The sequence below is a fragment of the Proteus sp. LHD240705 genome (genome assembly GCF_047921555.1).
Lineage (GTDB): Bacteria > Pseudomonadota > Gammaproteobacteria > Enterobacterales > Enterobacteriaceae > Proteus.
In genome coordinates this window covers 65,170-82,508 of record NZ_JBLRMI010000001.1, presented here as the reverse complement: position 1 = coordinate 82,508, position 17,339 = coordinate 65,170, and the positions used below count along the sequence as shown (strand labels likewise).

The window sequence follows — 17,339 nt, the reverse complement described above, 5'->3', positions numbered from 1 at the left end:
TTCGTTAGACCTCTTGTTGGCACCCTAACCAGCCTTCTCGACCTGGAAAGTCAGATCGAACAACTTTACCCATCGGAAGCGTTTCTTTATCTAGTGGTAATAAATCGCTTAACGGACAGAATTCGATGCCTTCATTTGCAATCATTGCCAGTAACTGCTCAAATTGAGCGGCTTTTGACATTCCTTCAACTTCGGTATGGATAGTATAAACAGGTATTCCACTGTCTTTTTTGATTTCATCAATAATAAATTGATTAAAATCTTCATCCTTTACCTTTGTACCAACAACTTCATCATAAGTTGGTAATGTTACTGGAATTTGCACCGTACCGATAGAACCATTTTCTAAAATGGGCCTAAAAGGATGCGTTCCTCGACAATCGCTATTGTAATCGAATTGAAAAGTTTCTTTCACTGTTAATACGCGTTCATCTGCTCGCCATCCAGCAACTGCCGAACATTTTACAGGGTTTTCAAGTGCTTTTTCCAGTGCTTCAACACCTAAACGAACTTGTTGCATTAATTCTTCTGTTGACCAGCGCCCGACTTTTGCTTGCCAGCCTTGATGATCCCATGAATGCAATCCAACTTCATGCCCCGCATCTTGGGTTTCTTTCATCAAATAACCTAAATTTTTAGCAATTTTTTTACCCGGCCATGCTGTTCCTGCTAATAAAATATCTAAGCCGTACAGTGATGCAGCATTAGATCTCAGCATTTTCCATAAAAATTTAGGCTTTAAAAGGCGCCATAAATGGCGCCCCATATTATCTGGACCCACACTAAAGAAGAAGCTGGCATGAATGTTATGTCTGGCAAATACATCCAGCAGTTGTGGAATACCTTGTTTCGTTCCTTGATAAGTATCCACATCAACTCTCAAACCAACTTTCTTCATTATTTATTCCTATTTAGTGCCTAATTCTTCAACTGCACCACGTAAGAAGAAATCTAACGTTTCTTCTACTGTTTGGCGAGTTTCAATACTTGGTTTCCAATCCAATAAACGCTCTGCGTTTTTAATGCTTGGCTTACGGTGTTCAACATCTTGGTAGCCTTTACCATAGTAACTGCTACTTTCAATTTTCTTGAAGCCTGCAAATGGAGGGAAGTGACCACGTAACTCATGTTTTTCAAAGCAATCTAACAGCATTTCTGCTAATTCGCGAATACTTGCTTCGTTAGTTGGATTACCGATATTGATAATTTGGCCGTCACATTTGTTATCACGGTTTTCAATAATACGGAATAAAGCTTCAATACCATCATTAATATCAGTGAAACAACGTTTTTGCTCACCACCATCAACCAATTTAATTGGAGAACCTTCAACCAAGTTCAGAATTAATTGTGTGATTGCACGAGAGCTACCAATACGTGCTGAATTTAAGTTATCTAAACGAGGTCCCATCCAGTTAAATGGACGGAATAACGTAAATTTAAGACCTTCTTTGGCACCATAAGCCCAAATAACTCGGTCTAATAACTGTTTAGATACAGAGTAAATCCAACGTTGTTTATTAATTGGACCAACAATCAGACGTGAATTATCTTCGTCAAACTCTTTATCATCACACATACCATAAACTTCTGATGTGGATGGGAAAATAATACGCTTATTATATTTAACACAATAACGTACAATTTTTAAGTTTTCTTCAAAGTCTAATTCAAATACACGTAATGGATTACGGGTATATTCAATTGGTGTTGCTATAGCCACTAATGGCAGAATAACGTCACATTTTTTAATGTGGTATTCAATCCATTCTGTATGAATGCTCACATCACCTTCAATAAAGTGGAAACGTGGATTACCAATAAAGCGCTCAATTGCAGAAGAACCGATATCCATACCATAAATATCATAGTTATCATCTTTCAATAGACGCTCTGTTAAATGGTTACCAATAAAGCCATTCACACCTAAAATCAGAACACGTTTACGACGTTTTACTTGTGCCGTTGCTTTGGGTCCAACGCGAACATCAGTCACAATGCCCATTTCTGCCGCTAAACGACTTCCTTGAACATAAAGACCATTTTCACTTTGACCAGTAACAACTTCGATTGCACCTTTCGCACACGCAATCACTAAAGGTTCTGTTGAAATGACAGTACCAGGACGTTTGCCTTGATTATCAGCAATAGCGCGTGAACGCCAGATAATCATTTTGCGTTCACCTAAGAAAGTGAATGCACCTGGGTATGGTTCTGTAACAGCACGTACTAAGTTGTGGACTGTTTTTGCATCTGCATTCCAGTCGATTAAACCATCATCAGCGCAACGACGGCCAAAATAAGTTGCTTGGCTTTCATCTTGTGCAGTTGTTGAATAATCACCTGATGCAATATGTGGCAACGCGCTAGAAAGTAACTTATCAGCGGCTTCTCTTACTTTTTCATGTAAAATCAGAGAAGTATCATTATCTGCAATAGTGACTTTTTCTTGAGCAACGATATCACCTGCATCAGCTTTCGCTGTCATTTTATGCAGAGTAACACCCGTTTCTGTTTCACCGTTCACAATCGCCCAATTAATTGGTGCGCGGCCACGATATTTTGGTAATAAAGAACCGTGTAAATTAAACGCGCCTTTTGGTGCCAAATTCAGGATCTCATCACTTAACATGTGACGATAATAGAAAGAAAAAATGACATCAGGTTTCATTTCACGAATACGTTCAATCCACAATGGGTGATTGACATTTTCAGGTGCAAATACTGTCAATCCCATTTCTGCACTCACACGAGCAACAGATGAGAAGAAATGATTTTCATTAGGATCGTCAGTGTGGGTAAATACAGCCTGAATATCATAACCTGCTTTTTCAAGTGCTTTCAAACCAACACAGCCAATATCGTGATAGGCAAATACTATTGCTTTCATTAGTCTTTTTCCTGATCTTCGTTGGGTTTATTAATACCAACCACTTTTTGGATAAAATACCGAGGACGCGCTCTTACATCATTATAAATTCGGCCTATATACTCACCTAATAAGCCCATTGCAACGAACTGCGCACCGATAAACATAAATAAGATTGCAAAAAGTGTGAATACACCTTCAGCAGCCCACATTGCACCGAAAATAATACGTAAAATAATCAACAGTAAGGCTAAGACAAAGCCAGATACAGCGATCACACTGCCGACAATGCTTAATAAACGTAATGGTGCCGTGGTTAAACAAGTTAATAGGTCGTACATTAAATTAATCAGCTTTAAAAAACTGTATTTTGAATCGCCATATTCACGCTCTGCGTGTGCAACATCAATTTCAATAGTACGACGAGCGAATGTGTTCGCCAGAATTGGAATAAATGTACTTCTTTCGTGACACTGTAACATCGCTTCAACAATATGGCGACGATAAGCACGCAACATACAACCGTAGTCTCCCATAGAGCGACCCGTTGCTTTAGTGATCATTGAGTTGATCATTTTTGAAGCGGTTTTACGAAACCATGAATCTTGGCGGTTACGACGACGAGTTCCGACAACGTCATACCCTTCTTCAGCAGTCGCGACAAGTCTTGGGATCTCTTCAGGTGGATTTTGTAAATCAGCATCCAATGTGATCACTAAATCACCATCAGCCTGATTAAAACCAGCCATAATTGCGGAGTGTTGGCCGTAATTACGGTTTAAAATAATTGCAATAACGTGATTTTCTTCAATGGCAGCCGCTTCTTCTAACATCTTAGCTGAATTGTCGCTACTACCATCATCAACAAGGATCAGTTCATATTCTTGTTCTAATTGTTTACAGCTTTTAATTGTACGTTCTAAAAGCTGAGGAAGGCTCTCTTCCTCGTTATAAACGGGGATTACAACCGATACTTTCTTGATTTCATCAAATGTTGACACTTAAATATGCTCCGAAAGAATTTCATTGATCGCATCTACAACGCGAATAACATCTTCATTACTCATATCAGGAAACAGCGGCAGCGAGCATAACGTTGCAGAGTTCCATTCTGATTGAGGAAGGGATAAAGAAGGATAGCGCTCACGATAATATTTTTGGGTGTGCGCTGCGCGGAAATGAAGCCCTGTACCAATATCTTTTTGCTTCAATTTCTCCATAAAAGCATCACGATCGATACCACAGGCATTTTTATCAACTCTCACCATAAACAGGTGATTTGCATGTAAATGTGAATATTCAGGGACACTCAACATTTCTAATGGAGAATCTTTGAGTTTTTCACGATACAGTGCAACCAACTCAGCACGTTTAGCATTCATTTCATCTAAACGCCCTAATTGCACCACAGCAATCGCTGCATGAATATCAGATAAGTTGTATTTATAGCCAGGTTCAACAACTTCTGCTTGAGGTTTACGACCTTGAATTTGTCTATCAAAGGCATCTACCCCTAAACCGTGGAATTTTAAGCAACGTACTCTATTGGCTAATTCGTCATTATCAGTAACAACTAATCCGCCTTCTGCACAAGTTACATTTTTAATCGCGTGAAAAGAGAAAATAGAGGTTCCTTTTTCACCAATCCATTCATTTTTATAGCGAGTACCAATAGCATGCGCTGCATCTTCAATAAGAGGAATGCCTGCATCTTGTGCAACTTTTCTTAATGCATCAAGATCGCAAGGTGCACCCGCATAATGAACCGGAATAATTGCTTTCGTTCTAGGTGTAATTGCTTTTTTGACGTCTTCTGCACTCACCATCAAAGTATCACGGTCAACATCAATCATCACTGGCTCTGCACCAAGTAATGTGATGATGTTCATCGTCGAAACCCAAGTTTGTGATGGTGTGATAACTTCATCACCAGCGCCAATTCCCATCGCCATTAAAACAACATGCATACCCGCAGTGGCAGAGCAAATTGCGATAGCATGTTTGCTACCAAATTTTTCACAAAAATCTTGCTCTAATTGATGATTTTGAGGGCCTGTTGTAATCCAACCTGAACGCAGTACATCCTCAACGGCTTTGATTTCTTCATCGCCAATCGCAGGGCGAGAGAAAGGAAGGAAGTGACTCATAAAAATGTAGCCTAGTTAATGAATGAATAAAAAACAATTATATACAAACTATTGTTCACCGACATCCGTCTTATTAAGAAAACATTAAAAAATCCTTAATAATTACTTGGGGATAAGCTTAACAATAGTCATATTATTGCAAAACCCGCCAATCAATATGATCAACATCATTGATGCACTTGATATTTGAATTAAATGTAGTTGATAATAATTTTTCGTCCAATAAGAGTGCAGATGCGCCAGAATTAACCAAATATCCATTTTTTATGAGCCAAACTCTGCCTGCTTTTTGATAAGAATGATTCAAATTATGTGTACTCATAATAACGGCACCACCTTGTTGGCAAAATTTATCAACCCATTTATCCAAAATTGCCAACTGTACGACATCTAAATTATTCGTTGGTTCATCAAGTAATATTAATTTTCCTTTTAAATCATAACTTGACCATAATTGGATAAATGCACCAACAATTCTAACCCTTTGCCATTCGCCTCCTGATAAATGATGAATGTTTTTTGACAATAATTTGTCAATTTTAAAATCATTTAACAGCATATTTAATTGCTGAACATCCATTTTCGACAATTTATGATATAGCGAGAGATAATGAAAAACAGGCATAAATGACAAAGCTTCCAATTGTTGTATAACAATGCTCTGCATTCTAGAAAGATCATCATATTTATAATGTCTTATTGAAGTTTCGTTTAGAATGATTTCACCATTAAATGGAAGCTCTCCTGCGATTGCCATTAAAAGTGTGCTCTTTCCCGCGCCATTTGCGCCAATTAAGTGAACACGTTCACCATAATTTACTTGTTCTGTAAATGCGTTAAGTCGATTATTAACACTTAAATTCTCAAGTTTAAGTAACGCCATATTACAAACGCCCCATCTCTTTTGTTGCCAATAACCAGATAAATAAAGGCGCACCAAGCGTTGCTGTAATCACTCCTATCGGAACTTCTGCACCATTTAAAATCAAGCGAGATAGCAGATCAGCAAGCAATAATAATCCGCCACCAGCAAGCGCGCACGCGGGTAATAACGTTTTATAATGGGTTATTCCACATAGTCTTAATAAATGCGGTACAACAAGCCCTACAAAGCTTATAGCGCCCGCTAAAGCAACGCTCAGCCCTATCAATAACCCAACGGCTAAAATAAACCAATTTCGCCATTGATTAACGGATATACCTAATTGCTTTGCTCTGAATGAACCCAAAGATAAATAATTAAGAACATCAGCTTGTAGAATAAGAATTAAGACAATAGGGATAAGAGTCCAAAATAAGATTTGATGACGCCAATCAATGCCACTAAAACTCCCCATCAACCAATACATTAATTGTCTTAAATCCAAAGCTGAACTGAAATAAACCAGCCAAGTCATTATCGCGCTTGCCATAACACCTAATGCCACACCAATTAATAGTAACTGAGCATTAGACAGTTTTCTTATGCGAGTAAAAAACATTAATAAGAGAGTGATCCCTAATGCACCGAGTATCGCCGCACTACTTATTAACCAAGGACTTAAACCAATTTGTAAAACAATGATTAATACAACACACACTCCCGCACCACTGCTTACTCCTAGTAATCCTGGCTCTGCGAGTGGATTTTGGAATAGTGCCTGCATAATAGCGCCTGCAATTGCTAGGCTGGCACCAACAGTCACTACTGCAAGTATTCTTGGTAAACGGATCTGCCAAACAAATAAATGGGCTTCATCTGTTAACCATTGATGTGGAAATAACGTAATCTCACCAACAGAGAGGGAAAAAACAAACAAGAAACATAATACTAATGTCATTAGAAACAGCTTTTTTCTGTCGTCAATGCGTTGTCTTTTAGTAAATTTAATCAGAGGATTTATTTCTTTTTCTTTATTCATTTCATTCCCTATCCATGCAACAACGGCTCTTACTGTTTTTATTTATAAAATAATTTTTTAGCAACATAACATGTTCGTATTCAATGATGAAAAACTAAATTTAGAACATGTAAGCCAGTCTCTAATAATGGAGAAAAAACTGGAATTAACTATCACAGTGTTGATATAGGCAAGAGATGAAAAGAAAGAGTCAAAATAAGAAATGAGAATAAAAAGAAAGATAACGAAAAAATAAAAACCTTCCATCCAAATAGAAATATCCATTCAGACTATATCGATAAATATAAACATCCTAATGCGTTTATCATCAAAATTAAATACAGACAATAATGATAAAAAAACGGCTTTCAAAGAAAGCCGTTTTGGATGTTTTTTAAATCTTATTCTTTTGGTGTTGCGCTCTCAACCCGGCTTTTTAACTTTTGTCCTGGGCGGAAAGTAACAACACGGCGAGCTGTAATAGGAATGTCTTCCCCAGTTTTCGGATTACGACCTGGGCGCTGATTTTTATCACGCAGGTCAAAGTTTCCGAATCCAGACAGCTTCACCTGTTCTCCATTTTCAAGAGAACGACGCACTTCCTCAAAAAAGGATTCTACAAGGTCTTTTGCATCGCGTTTGCTAACACCAAGTTTTTCAAACAGATTTTCTGCCATTTCAGCTTTTGTAAGCGCCATAGGTCTAGTCCCTCAAGGATGCTTGGAATCGCTGTTTCAATGCTGCTACACAGTTACTCACTGTTGCAGCAATCTCATCTTCTTCCAGTGTATGCTCGATATCCTGCAAGATTATGCTAATAGCGAGGCTTTTATAGCCCTCTGCTACTCCCTTACCACAATACACGTCAAATAAGTTTATGCCAACTATTTGATTTCCGCCAACTTTCTTACATTCGGCTAAAATATCCTCTGCAGCAACATCATTCGGAACAACTACAGCGATATCTCTACGATTCGAAGGGTAACGAGAAATTGCTTTTGCTTGTGGTAAACTGCGATTTGCAATTGCATTCCAACGTATTTCGAATACTACCGTACGACCGTTTAAGTCAAGTTTACGTTCAAGCTCTGGATGAACAACGCCAATACAGCCAATATATTCATTTCTCAGATAAATCCCAGCACTTTGTCCCGGATGAAGTGCTGAATGATTAGCTGGTTTAAATGTAATTTCATCTAGCTGGCCTGTCAATTCCAGAATTGATTCAATATTACCTTTCAAATCAAAGAAATCAACAGTTTGCTTCTCTAAACCCCAATGTTCTTCATTACGGTTGCCCGCGATCACACCAGCTAACATAAGTTCCTGACGTATTCCATATTCTGCTTGATTATCAGGAACAAAACGCAGACCTGCTTCAAATAACCTAACTCTAGATTGTTGACGGTTCTGATTATATACAGTCGTAGTCAATAATCCGGTTAATAAAGACAGTCTCATTGCTGACATATCCGCTGAAATTGGATTAGGCAGAATTAATGCTTCTTCATTTGGATGTAGTAAAGATTGGATCTTAGGATCAACAAAACTATAAGTAATTGCTTCTTGGAAGCCGTTGTCTACTAGCATTGTTTTAACGCGTTTTAATGACAAGTTCGCTTCGCGATGATTAGTCATTACCAAATCAGCGCGTAATGGTACATCTGGAATATTGTTGTAACCATAAATACGAGCAACTTCTTCAATCAAATCTTCTTCGATTTGAACATCAAAACGCCAAGAAGGAACTGTTGCTAACCAGCCATCATTTTCAACAGAAACGTTGAAACCTAAGCGAGTTAATGAATCCAGAACTTGTGCATCATCAATTACGTGACCTAATAAACGGTCTAATTTTTTACGTGTTAATTTAACTGGTGCAATATTTGGTAAATGTGCTTTATTGGTTACATCAATCACTTCACCAACTTCACCACCGCAAATTTCTAACAGTAACTTAGTTGCGCGCTCAATTGCGTTGTATTGCAGCTCAAAATCAACACCACGCTCAAAACGATGAGAGGCATCAGTATGCAAGCCATAACGACGTGCACGGCCTGTGATGGATAATGGAGAGAAGAATGCACACTCTAAGAAAACATTTTTCGTTTCTTCATTAACACCTGATGATTCACCACCGAAAATACCAGCCATACCTAATGCTTGTTTTTCGTCAGCAATAACTAATACATCTTCTTTTAATGTAATTTCATTGCCATCAAGTAAAGTCAGTTTTTCACCTTCTTTACCCATACGAACAACAACAGCACCTTCAACGCGATCAAGATCGAACGCATGTAGCGGTTGCCCCATTTCAAGTAGGATTAAGTTGGTGATATCAACAATTGGGTCAATAGAGCGAATGCCTCCACGACGTAACTTTTCTTGCATCCATAAAGGTGTTTTTGCTTTCACATTCATATTAGTGAAAACACGACCTAAATAACGTGGACACGCTTCTGGCGCTTCAACACGCACAGGGAATATTGCTGAAGAAGTTGCCGCAACAGGCGACATATCAGGTACTTGGCATTCCATTTTGTTGATAACAGCGATGTCACGAGCAACACCTAAAATACCTAAGCAATCCGCACGATTTGGTGTAATGCTAATTTCAATCGCATTATCATTTAATTTTAAGTATTCACGAATATCCATGCCAATAGGTGCATCAGCAGGTAATTCAATAATACCTTCATGATTTTCTGAAATAGCTAATTCAGAAAATGAGCACAGCATACCTTCAGAGGGTTCACCACGAAGTTTTGCTGCTTTAATTTTGAAGTCGCCTGGTAATACAGCGCCAACAGTTGCAACTGCAACTTTTAGGCCTTGGCGGCAATTAGGTGCGCCACAAACGATATCGAGTAATCTGTCACCGCCTACGTTAACTTTCGTTACACGCAATTTATCGGCATTAGGGTGTTGTCCACATTCAACAACTTCACCTACAAACACACCGTGAAAATCACCGGCAACAGCTTCAACGCCGTCAACTTCAAGGCCAGCCATTGTCAGTTGTTCAGAAAGCGCTTCGCTACTAATCGCTGGGTTTACCCACTCACGTAACCAAAGTTCACTGAATTTCATGAGATAATCCCACCTTATTTAAACTGTTTGAGGAAACGAAGATCATTTTCGAAGAATGAACGCAAATCGGTGACACCGTAACGTAACATAGTCAGACGTTCCATACCCATACCGAACGCAAAACCTGAATAAACTTCAGGATCGATACCTACATTACGTAATACATTTGGGTGAACCATACCGCAACCCAACACTTCTAACCATTTACCATTCTTACCCATTACATCGACCTCTGCTGAAGGCTCAGTGAATGGGAAATAAGAAGGACGGAAACGAATTTCCATATCTTCTTCAAAAAAGTTTTTTAGGAAATCATGTAGTGTTCCTTTTAAATTGGTAAAGCTAATGTCTTTATCAACAATTAAGCCTTCAATTTGGTGGAACATTGGTGTGTGAGTCTGATCGTAGTCATTGCGATATACGCGACCTGGTGCAATGATGCGAATAGGTGGCTGTTTATCTTGCATAGTACGAATTTGTACACCCGATGTTTGTGTACGCAGTAAACGCTTCGCATCAAACCAGAAAGTATCGTGGTCGGCTCTTGCTGGGTGATGTGCAGGAATATTCAACGCATCAAAGTTATGATAATCATCTTCGATTTCAGGGCCAGATTCTACAGAAAACCCTAATTCGCCAAAGAAAGTTTCAATACGTTCAATTGTACGAGTTACTGGGTGTAGACCACCGTTTTCAATACGGCGACCAGGCAAAGATACATCGATTTTCTCAGCAGATAAACGTTCGTTTAATAATGCTGATTCAAGATAATCTTTACGAGTATTCAGCGCTTGCTGAACCTCTTGTTTAGCCTGATTAATGACAGCCCCTGCAGCTGGACGATCTTCCGCGGGTAAGTCGCGCAGCGTGGACATCTGAAGCGTTAAATGACCTTTTTTCCCCAAGTATTCAACACGAACCGAATCCAGCGCAGCAACATCCTGTGCCTCTTCGATAGCTGCTTTAGCTTGAGCAACGAGTTCAGCGAGATGTGGCATCGTTTCCTCTTCCTTTGACCTGATGAGGTCTATTAGTTGTTATCAATGATGACGAATAAAATTGCCTTTTTGGTTTCTAACCCAGTATTGGGATCTGAAAACAAAAAAGCCTCCATATTGGAGGCTCAGGCGCTACTTTTCGTTTCTTTTCTTACGCGCAAAAGCCCCCTTGAATTAGGCGCTAAAGTAAAAAAAGAAACGGAAAAAAGCGATATTTAACATTGGTAATGTCTCTTAAAATATTAACTTATTGAATTTATATCATTAAGCCACAGATTTAGACAAAATAAAAGAGGGAGAAAACTCCCTCTTCCATTGCTTAATAAATAATTAAGCCAGAGCACCTTTCGCTTTTTCAACTAAAGCAGCGAATGCTACTTTGTCGAATACAGCGATGTCAGCCAGAATCTTACGGTCGATTTCAATGGATGCTTTTTTCAGACCATTGATGAAACGGCTATAAGACATACCGTTCTGACGAGCTGCTGCGTTGATACGCGCGATCCACAGCTGACGGAACTGACGTTTTTTCTGACGACGGTCACGGTACGCATATTGACCAGCTTTGATAACAGCCTGGAAAGCTACACGATATACACGAGAACGTGCACCGTAATAACCTTTAGCTTGCTTTAAAATTTTCTTGTGACGAGCACGGGCGATAACACCACGTTTAGCACGAGCCATATTAAACTCCTAAATGTCTATATTCTGTTAAAAAAGTGATACTTATGCGTATGGTAAGCAAGCTACGACCAGACCTAAATCTCCTTTAGAGACCATGCCTTTTGGACGTAAATGACGTTTACGCTTAGTTGACTTTTTAGTCAGAATGTGACGGAGGTTAGCATGCTTGCGCTTGAAGCCACCACCAGCAGTTTTTTTAAAGCGCTTAGCTGCGCCGCGTACTGTTTTAATCTTTGGCATTTCTATAATCCACTTCGCATTGTTAATAACATAAAATAATAAGGCGAATAGCAATCAGCCTTTAAAGGCTGACGCTATTACTTGAATTGCCCGACTATTTCTTCTTCGGCGCTAACACCATGATCATCTGACGCCCTTCAATCTTATTAGGGAAAGATTCAACAGCAGCCAGTTCATCCAAATCTTCACGGATACGGTTAAGCATTTCCATACCGATTTGTTGGTGTGCCATTTCACGACCACGGAAACGCAGTGTGACTTTGGCTTTATCGCCATCTTCAAGAAAACGAATCAGGTTGCGTAGTTTGACCTGATAGTCGCCTTCATCTGTACCAGGACGGAATTTAACTTCCTTAACCTGAATAACTTTTTGTTTCTTTTTCTGTTCTTTGAGAGTCTTACTTTTCTCATAGAGGAATTTGCCGTAGTCCATAATACGACAAACCGGCGGCTCGGCATTAGGACTAATTTCAACTAAATCAGCACCTGCTTCCTCGGCTTTCTCAAGAGCCTCTTTCAGACTAACAACTCCAATCTGTTCGCCATCTAAACCTGTTAAACGAACTTCATGAGCGCGAATCTCACCATTGATGCGATTCTGACGCGTTGATTGAATTCTTTTTCCGCCTTTAATACCTTATTCCTCCAACTGATGAAGACTTCTGCTTCTAATTTCTTGCAGAAGCTTTTCTTTAAATTCGTTAACGTCGATACTGCCAAGGTCTTTTCCTCGACGAGTACGAACCGCCACTTTGCCTGATTCAACTTCTTTATCTCCACAGACAAGCATGTACGGAACACGACGTAAAGTATGTTCACGAATTTTAAAGCCAATCTTCTCATTTCTCAAGTCTGCTTTTGCACGAATTCCGGCATCTTGCAATTCTTTGACGAGTTTTTGTACATAATCAGCCTGTCCATCCGTGATATTCATCACGACAACCTGCTGTGGTGCTAACCAAGTTGGGAAGAATCCTGCGTATTCTTCTGTCAGAATACCAATAAAACGTTCTAAGGATCCCAGCACTGCTCGGTGTAACATAACAGGTACTTTACGCTCGTTGTTTTCGGCAACATAAGATGCGCCTAAACGACCTGGTAGTGAGAAGTCTAATTGAACTGTACCACACTGCCATGCACGATCTAAACAATCGTAAAGTGTAAATTCTATTTTAGGGCCATAAAACGCCCCTTCGCCTGGCTGATATTCAAATTCAATATTGTTATCAGTTAAGGCTTTTGCTAAGTCTGCTTCAGCAATATCCCATAATGCATCTTCACCGATACGTTTTTCTGGGCGAGTAGACAGCTTAACAACGATTTTTTCAAATCCAAAAGTAGAATATACATCATAAATCAATTTGATGCAGTCATTTACTTCACTTAAAATCTGTTCTTCAGTACAGAAGATATGCGCATCGTCTTGTGTAAAGCCACGAACACGCATTAAACCATGCAATGCACCTGATGGTTCATTACGATGGCAACTACCGAATTCAGCCATACGTAATGGCAAATCACGGTAAGAACGTAAACCTTGTTTGAAGATTTGTACGTGACCTGGGCAGTTCATTGGTTTGATACAATATTCACGGTTCTCTGAAGATGTTGTGAACATGTTTTCTTTGTAGTTTTCCCAGTGACCTGTTTTTTCCCAAAGAACACGATCCATCATAAATGGACCTTTTACTTCTTGGTAATCATATTCTTTTAATTTACAACGTACAAATGTTTCTAACTCACGGAAAATAGTCCAGCCATCATTATGCCAGAAAGCCATACCCGGCGCTTCTTCTTGCATATGATATAAATCAAGCTGTTTACCAATTTTGCGGTGGTCACGTTTGGCCGCTTCTTCTAAGCGATCTAAGTAAGCTTTTAACTGTTTCTTATCAGCCCAAGCTGTACCATAAATGCGTTGTAGCATTTTATTATCGCTGTTACCGCGCCAATATGCACCTGCGATTTTCTGTAATTTGAAGTTATGACAGAAACGCATGTTTGGAACGTGTGGTCCACGGCACATATCAACATATTCTTGGTGATGATAAAGACCTGGTTGAGAATCTTGGCTAATATTTTCGTCAAGAATAGCAACTTTATAGTCTTCACCACGAGAAACAAATGTTTCACGAGCTTCAGCCCAGCTTACGCGTTTTTTAATAACGTCATAATCTGTTTTCGCCAACTCTAGCATGCGTTTTTCTAGAGTGTCTAAATCTTCCTGTGTTAGCGAATGGTCTAAATCGACATCGTAGTAGAATCCATTTTCAATAACAGGACCAATCGCCATTTTGGTGTGTGGCCATAATTGTTTAATTGCATGTCCCAATAAGTGGGCACAAGAGTGACGAATAATTTCAAGACCTTCATCATCTTTTGCGGTGATAATCGCCAGATTTGCATCATGTTCGATTAATTCACAAGCATCTACCAGCTCACCATTAACACGGCCTGCAATACATGCTTTCGCAAGTCCAGGGCCGATATCTGCAGCGACATCCATGACAGAAACTGCATTTTCAAATTGACGTTGGCTTCCGTCAGGAAGAGTAATAATTGGCATTTAAAATCCTTATTTACAGTGGTGACCCATACGCAAGATCACTTGTAAGCTTTTTATTTCATATATATTCAGTACGTTACGACAATTTCTCACTTTACCTCGCGAGGTTTGTACACAGTTATGTACACATATTTATTTTATAAATATCCATAGCATCACTGAGCCTTATCGTAACTCAGGGGGGATATTATCACAGACTATAAAGATTTATACATTTATCTCATCGGTAATTTTAACATCTCTTTTTTTAATACAGGGAGATAGATAGAATTTTTTCTTTAATTTGACTACCATAACGAGCAAGCGGAAACCGTGGCTTTTAAAATAACATTCTCTAGGGCGGACCAGAATCTTCATTGTTAATATATAAGGTATGTAACGTGTTTTATCTAAAGCCCCGCTCTCGTAAATTAGTCTATGCTATTACCTTTGAAACTCTTGCGATTTTATTAAGCACTGTTTTACTAGCGATATTAAGCCAAAGCCAATCACATAATTCACTACCCGTTGCAATCGCTGTTTCTGTTATTGCCTTGATTTGGAATTATATTTTTAATTTTTTCTTTGAATTAATTGAATCAAAACTAAAAATCAAAAAGCGTACCGTTATGGTACGGCTTACTCATGCAATAAGTTTTGAATTAGGTCTGTTCTTCTTTACCATTCCACTTTATATGTGGTGGTATAACGTGGATTTTATCAAAGCAATTAGTATGGAAATCACGATATTAGTGTTCTTCTTTGTCTATACTTATTTATTTACACTCGCCTTCGATAAATTATGCCCTCGAGTTTATTCAACAGGAAATAAAGTGGTGTAATGGCTTAATCTTGTCGATACTCAGTAGGACTTTTATTAAAGTATTGGCGAAATGCCTGACTAAATGCAGAATGCGAGTCATATCCTACAACTAAAGCAATATTTTCAATATTTACTGATGTGTATTTTAATAATTCAGCGGCTTTGCTAAGTCGCTGTTGAGTGACATATTGCATCACAGATACTCCCACCTCTGCTTTCATTTTTCGTTGTAACGTACTCACTGACGTATTAAAAGCGCAAGCAATATCATATGTGGTTAATGGTGTATGTAATTTATTCACTAACCAAGCATCCAAACTATCGCGCCAACCTTTTTGTATTTTCATTTGAGCGAGTAATAAACGTGTGATCGTTGAATATTGATCTGGAGGTTGAGGATATTGATGTAGCCACTCTAATAAACCAATGGCTGCTGGTGATAACACAAATTGTCCACCTTTCTCACTTAATTGCCATTGAGACGTTGCAGGGAGTTCTAGAATAAGATTTTTATTATCTATATTGCCTGAAAAGGCATGATGAATAGTTGGAGGGATAATCAAACAGTTTTGATTGGAAATCAGAAAATCTTCTCGATTGAAATTAACTTCCATCGAACCCGAAAGCCCGAAAATAATCTGCCATAAATTATCATGCTGATGAGATACCGTCTCTTGTGTATAACATCGCAAATGCAATTGAGGTAATAACAAAAGACACTCCTTTATATCCATCCTGCTATTGAATAATTACTATATCAAAACTCAGCCGAACATCACTATTTAAGAGTGTCTTATCAAGATACTTATTTACGCTAAACGCGAGCCATTTGGTAAAGGTAAGTTAAACTCAGCCAATACAATTGCTCCTGTTTCATCAGGTGCCCCTGTAATTAAAACTTCAGATTTTATACCTGCAATGCGTTTAACTGGAAAATTACATACACATAAAATACGACGTCCCACAAGCTCTTCAGGTGTATAGTTTACCGTAATTTGAGCACTTGAACGCTTTATACCTAATTCGCCCAAATCAACTTCCATAACATAAGCAGGTTTATTCGCTTTTTTATTTATTTCTGCGCTAATAATCGTTCCTACTCTCATTTCTACTCGTAAAAAATCATCCCATTCAATTAAATCTGTCATTTTTTTACCAATCTATTGTGTTTATGGTTATATCACTATTACTGAATTATAGATTAACACGCATGATGCTGGCTCACCTGTGGTGAGACAATCATTCTCTATTGAGAAAGAGTCACTCACACTCTTTTTTCTCTATTTTCATCATTCTGAAATTTATCTACTTTTTAATAACCTTTTAAATAACCATATCAATTCATAAATTTGTTATGTATAAAAAGTATTCTTAAGAAATGTGTTTTTATTCCCCCCAGAGAATATTTATGATGAAAAAAATAACAGAGTGGACAACATTAGAAGGAAAACTTGTGCGTTTAGTGCCCCTAAGTATGGAACACTACTCAGAACTCTATGAACTAATTGAAAAAGATAGACCCGATGAGCTTTGGTATACCACCGTTCCTTCAGTAACAGAATTACAACGCGATATTGAGCATAAACTTCAGTTACAACAAAAAGGATTAATGTTGCCTTTTACCATTATTTCTAAAGCTAATAGCCGTGTGGTTGGCATAACAACCTTTATGAATATTGATAGCCAAACTCCAAGATTAGAAATTGGTTCAACGTGGTATACCAAAGAAGTACAAAGAACAGGAATAAACACTGAAGCTAAATATCTCTTACTTAAATATGCCTTAGAAGACTTGCAATGCATTGCTGTTGAATTTCGTACTCATATATTAAATCAAACTAGCCGTAGAGCGATTGAACGACTTGGTGCAAAACTGGATGGTATTTTACGTAATCATAGATTAACGACGACGGGACAAAAAAGAGATACTTGCGTTTATAGCATTACTGATTATGACTGGGGATCGGTAAAAATGCATTTAGAATGGCTTATGAAAAAATACTAATAAACATTAAGAATATTACGAGGAAAATAACTTTTATCTCGTTTAATTTGTTATC

Annotated in this window: 18 protein-coding genes and 1 other annotated feature; of the genes, 2 read left to right on the top strand and 16 right to left on the bottom strand. The window is 38.4% G+C overall.

Annotated features, from left to right (window positions below; all coding sequences use genetic code 11):
* Nucleotides 1-4 precede the first annotated feature (4 nt).
* The 14 genes from arnD to thrS form a co-directional block, all read right to left on the bottom strand.
* A complete protein-coding gene (arnD, locus tag ACNART_RS00445; protein ID WP_109372449.1) occupies nucleotides 5-898 on the bottom strand; it encodes a 4-deoxy-4-formamido-L-arabinose-phosphoundecaprenol deformylase in 894 nt (297 codons plus the stop codon).
* Nucleotides 899-907: 9 nt separating this feature from the next.
* Nucleotides 908-2,890: a bifunctional UDP-4-amino-4-deoxy-L-arabinose formyltransferase/UDP-glucuronic acid oxidase ArnA gene (gene arnA, locus ACNART_RS00440; protein ID WP_109372450.1), complete on the bottom strand. Its 1,983-nt coding sequence runs from the start codon at nucleotides 2,888-2,890 to the stop codon at nucleotides 908-910.
* The gene (arnC, locus tag ACNART_RS00435; protein ID WP_196533292.1) at nucleotides 2,890-3,870 is read right to left on the bottom strand and encodes an undecaprenyl-phosphate 4-deoxy-4-formamido-L-arabinose transferase; all 981 of its coding nucleotides are present in this window, start codon (nucleotides 3,868-3,870) and stop codon (nucleotides 2,890-2,892) included. The genes arnA and arnC overlap by 1 nt, the downstream gene beginning before the upstream one ends.
* Entirely contained in the window at nucleotides 3,871-5,016 is a 1,146-nt protein-coding gene (arnB, locus tag ACNART_RS00430) for a UDP-4-amino-4-deoxy-L-arabinose aminotransferase (protein ID WP_109372452.1), read from the bottom strand.
* A gap of 133 nt (nucleotides 5,017-5,149) precedes the next feature.
* Nucleotides 5,150-5,899: an ATP-binding cassette domain-containing protein gene (locus ACNART_RS00425; protein WP_198619634.1), complete on the bottom strand. Its 750-nt coding sequence runs from the start codon at nucleotides 5,897-5,899 to the stop codon at nucleotides 5,150-5,152.
* 1 nt (nucleotide 5,900) lies between these two features.
* Nucleotides 5,901-6,917 (bottom strand): vitamin B12 ABC transporter permease BtuC, encoded by a 1,017-nt coding sequence (gene btuC, locus ACNART_RS00420; RefSeq protein WP_349443031.1) that lies wholly within the window; start codon nucleotides 6,915-6,917, stop codon nucleotides 5,901-5,903.
* Between the two features lie 380 nt (nucleotides 6,918-7,297).
* Nucleotides 7,298-7,594 carry an integration host factor subunit alpha gene (gene ihfA, locus ACNART_RS00415; protein WP_023582381.1) on the bottom strand — a complete coding sequence of 99 codons (297 nt, stop codon included), beginning with the start codon at nucleotides 7,592-7,594 and terminating at the stop codon, nucleotides 7,298-7,300.
* Between the two features lie 4 nt (nucleotides 7,595-7,598).
* Nucleotides 7,599-9,986 carry a phenylalanine--tRNA ligase subunit beta gene (gene pheT, locus ACNART_RS00410; protein ID WP_416303406.1) on the bottom strand — a complete coding sequence of 796 codons (2,388 nt, stop codon included), beginning with the start codon at nucleotides 9,984-9,986 and terminating at the stop codon, nucleotides 7,599-7,601.
* A gap of 14 nt (nucleotides 9,987-10,000) precedes the next feature.
* Nucleotides 10,001-10,984, bottom strand: coding sequence for a phenylalanine--tRNA ligase subunit alpha (gene pheS / locus ACNART_RS00405; RefSeq protein ID WP_023582383.1), 984 nt, complete (start codon nucleotides 10,982-10,984; stop codon nucleotides 10,001-10,003).
* 99 nt (nucleotides 10,985-11,083) lie between these two features.
* Nucleotides 11,084-11,207 (bottom strand) — a sequence feature (Phe leader region).
* Entirely contained in the window at nucleotides 11,159-11,206 is a 48-nt protein-coding gene (gene pheM / locus ACNART_RS00400; RefSeq protein WP_120655563.1) for a pheST operon leader peptide PheM, read from the bottom strand. Its footprint overlaps the feature before it by 48 nt.
* A gap of 107 nt (nucleotides 11,208-11,314) precedes the next feature.
* Nucleotides 11,315-11,671: a 50S ribosomal protein L20 gene (rplT, locus tag ACNART_RS00395; protein ID WP_006537111.1), complete on the bottom strand. Its 357-nt coding sequence runs from the start codon at nucleotides 11,669-11,671 to the stop codon at nucleotides 11,315-11,317.
* A 42-nt stretch (nucleotides 11,672-11,713) separates the two neighbouring features.
* Nucleotides 11,714-11,911, bottom strand: a complete 198-nt coding sequence (rpmI, locus tag ACNART_RS00390; RefSeq protein WP_004263702.1) for a 50S ribosomal protein L35 — start codon at nucleotides 11,909-11,911, stop codon at nucleotides 11,714-11,716.
* Between the two features lie 94 nt (nucleotides 11,912-12,005).
* The gene (gene infC, locus ACNART_RS00385) at nucleotides 12,006-12,545 is read right to left on the bottom strand and encodes a translation initiation factor IF-3 (RefSeq protein WP_036937410.1); all 540 of its coding nucleotides are present in this window, start codon (nucleotides 12,543-12,545) and stop codon (nucleotides 12,006-12,008) included.
* A gap of 3 nt (nucleotides 12,546-12,548) precedes the next feature.
* A complete protein-coding gene (gene thrS / locus ACNART_RS00380; RefSeq protein WP_349473355.1) occupies nucleotides 12,549-14,477 on the bottom strand; it encodes a threonine--tRNA ligase in 1,929 nt (642 codons plus the stop codon).
* 380 nt (nucleotides 14,478-14,857) lie between these two features.
* Here thrS and ACNART_RS00375 point away from each other — a divergent pair, with 380 nt between their 5' ends.
* On the top strand, nucleotides 14,858-15,298 hold the full coding sequence (locus ACNART_RS00375; RefSeq protein WP_349443034.1) for a PACE efflux transporter: 441 nt from the start codon (nucleotides 14,858-14,860) through the stop codon (nucleotides 15,296-15,298).
* 4 nt (nucleotides 15,299-15,302) lie between these two features.
* On the opposite strand, the gene ACNART_RS00370 is transcribed toward ACNART_RS00375, so the two are convergent.
* Nucleotides 15,303-15,992: an AraC family transcriptional regulator gene (locus tag ACNART_RS00370; RefSeq protein ID WP_109372519.1), complete on the bottom strand. Its 690-nt coding sequence runs from the start codon at nucleotides 15,990-15,992 to the stop codon at nucleotides 15,303-15,305.
* 96 nt (nucleotides 15,993-16,088) lie between these two features.
* On the bottom strand, nucleotides 16,089-16,427 hold the full coding sequence (locus ACNART_RS00365) for a tRNA-binding protein (RefSeq protein WP_088495790.1): 339 nt from the start codon (nucleotides 16,425-16,427) through the stop codon (nucleotides 16,089-16,091).
* Between the two features lie 263 nt (nucleotides 16,428-16,690).
* Between ACNART_RS00365 and ACNART_RS00360 the strand changes: the two genes are divergently transcribed.
* Entirely contained in the window at nucleotides 16,691-17,284 is a 594-nt protein-coding gene (locus tag ACNART_RS00360; protein ID WP_198619692.1) for a GNAT family N-acetyltransferase, read from the top strand.
* Nucleotides 17,285-17,339 lie beyond the last annotated feature (55 nt).

Excerpts from the sequence above, each read along its gene's own strand:
- ACNART_RS00360 (WP_198619692.1), top strand. The coding sequence starts at position 16,691 with ATGAAAAAAATAACAGAGTGGACAACATTAGAAGGAAAACTTGTGCGT.
- thrS (WP_349473355.1), bottom strand. The coding sequence starts at position 14,477 with ATGCCAATTATTACTCTTCCTGACGGAAGCCAACGTCAATTTGAAAAT.
- btuC (WP_349443031.1), bottom strand. The coding sequence starts at position 6,917 with ATGAATAAAGAAAAAGAAATAAATCCTCTGATTAAATTTACTAAAAGA.
- rplT (WP_006537111.1), bottom strand. The coding sequence starts at position 11,671 with ATGGCTCGTGCTAAACGTGGTGTTATCGCCCGTGCTCGTCACAAGAAA.
- rpmI (WP_004263702.1), bottom strand. The coding sequence starts at position 11,911 with ATGCCAAAGATTAAAACAGTACGCGGCGCAGCTAAGCGCTTTAAAAAA.
- arnB (WP_109372452.1), bottom strand. The coding sequence starts at position 5,016 with ATGAGTCACTTCCTTCCTTTCTCTCGCCCTGCGATTGGCGATGAAGAA.
- pheT (WP_416303406.1), bottom strand. The coding sequence starts at position 9,986 with ATGAAATTCAGTGAACTTTGGTTACGTGAGTGGGTAAACCCAGCGATT.
- ACNART_RS00425 (WP_198619634.1), bottom strand. The coding sequence starts at position 5,899 with ATGGCGTTACTTAAACTTGAGAATTTAAGTGTTAATAATCGACTTAAC.
- arnA (WP_109372450.1), bottom strand. The coding sequence starts at position 2,890 with ATGAAAGCAATAGTATTTGCCTATCACGATATTGGCTGTGTTGGTTTG.
- ihfA (WP_023582381.1), bottom strand. The coding sequence starts at position 7,594 with ATGGCGCTTACAAAAGCTGAAATGGCAGAAAATCTGTTTGAAAAACTT.
- arnD (WP_109372449.1), bottom strand. The coding sequence starts at position 898 with ATGAAGAAAGTTGGTTTGAGAGTTGATGTGGATACTTATCAAGGAACG.
- pheS (WP_023582383.1), bottom strand. The coding sequence starts at position 10,984 with ATGCCACATCTCGCTGAACTCGTTGCTCAAGCTAAAGCAGCTATCGAA.
- ACNART_RS00365 (WP_088495790.1), bottom strand. The coding sequence starts at position 16,427 with ATGACAGATTTAATTGAATGGGATGATTTTTTACGAGTAGAAATGAGA.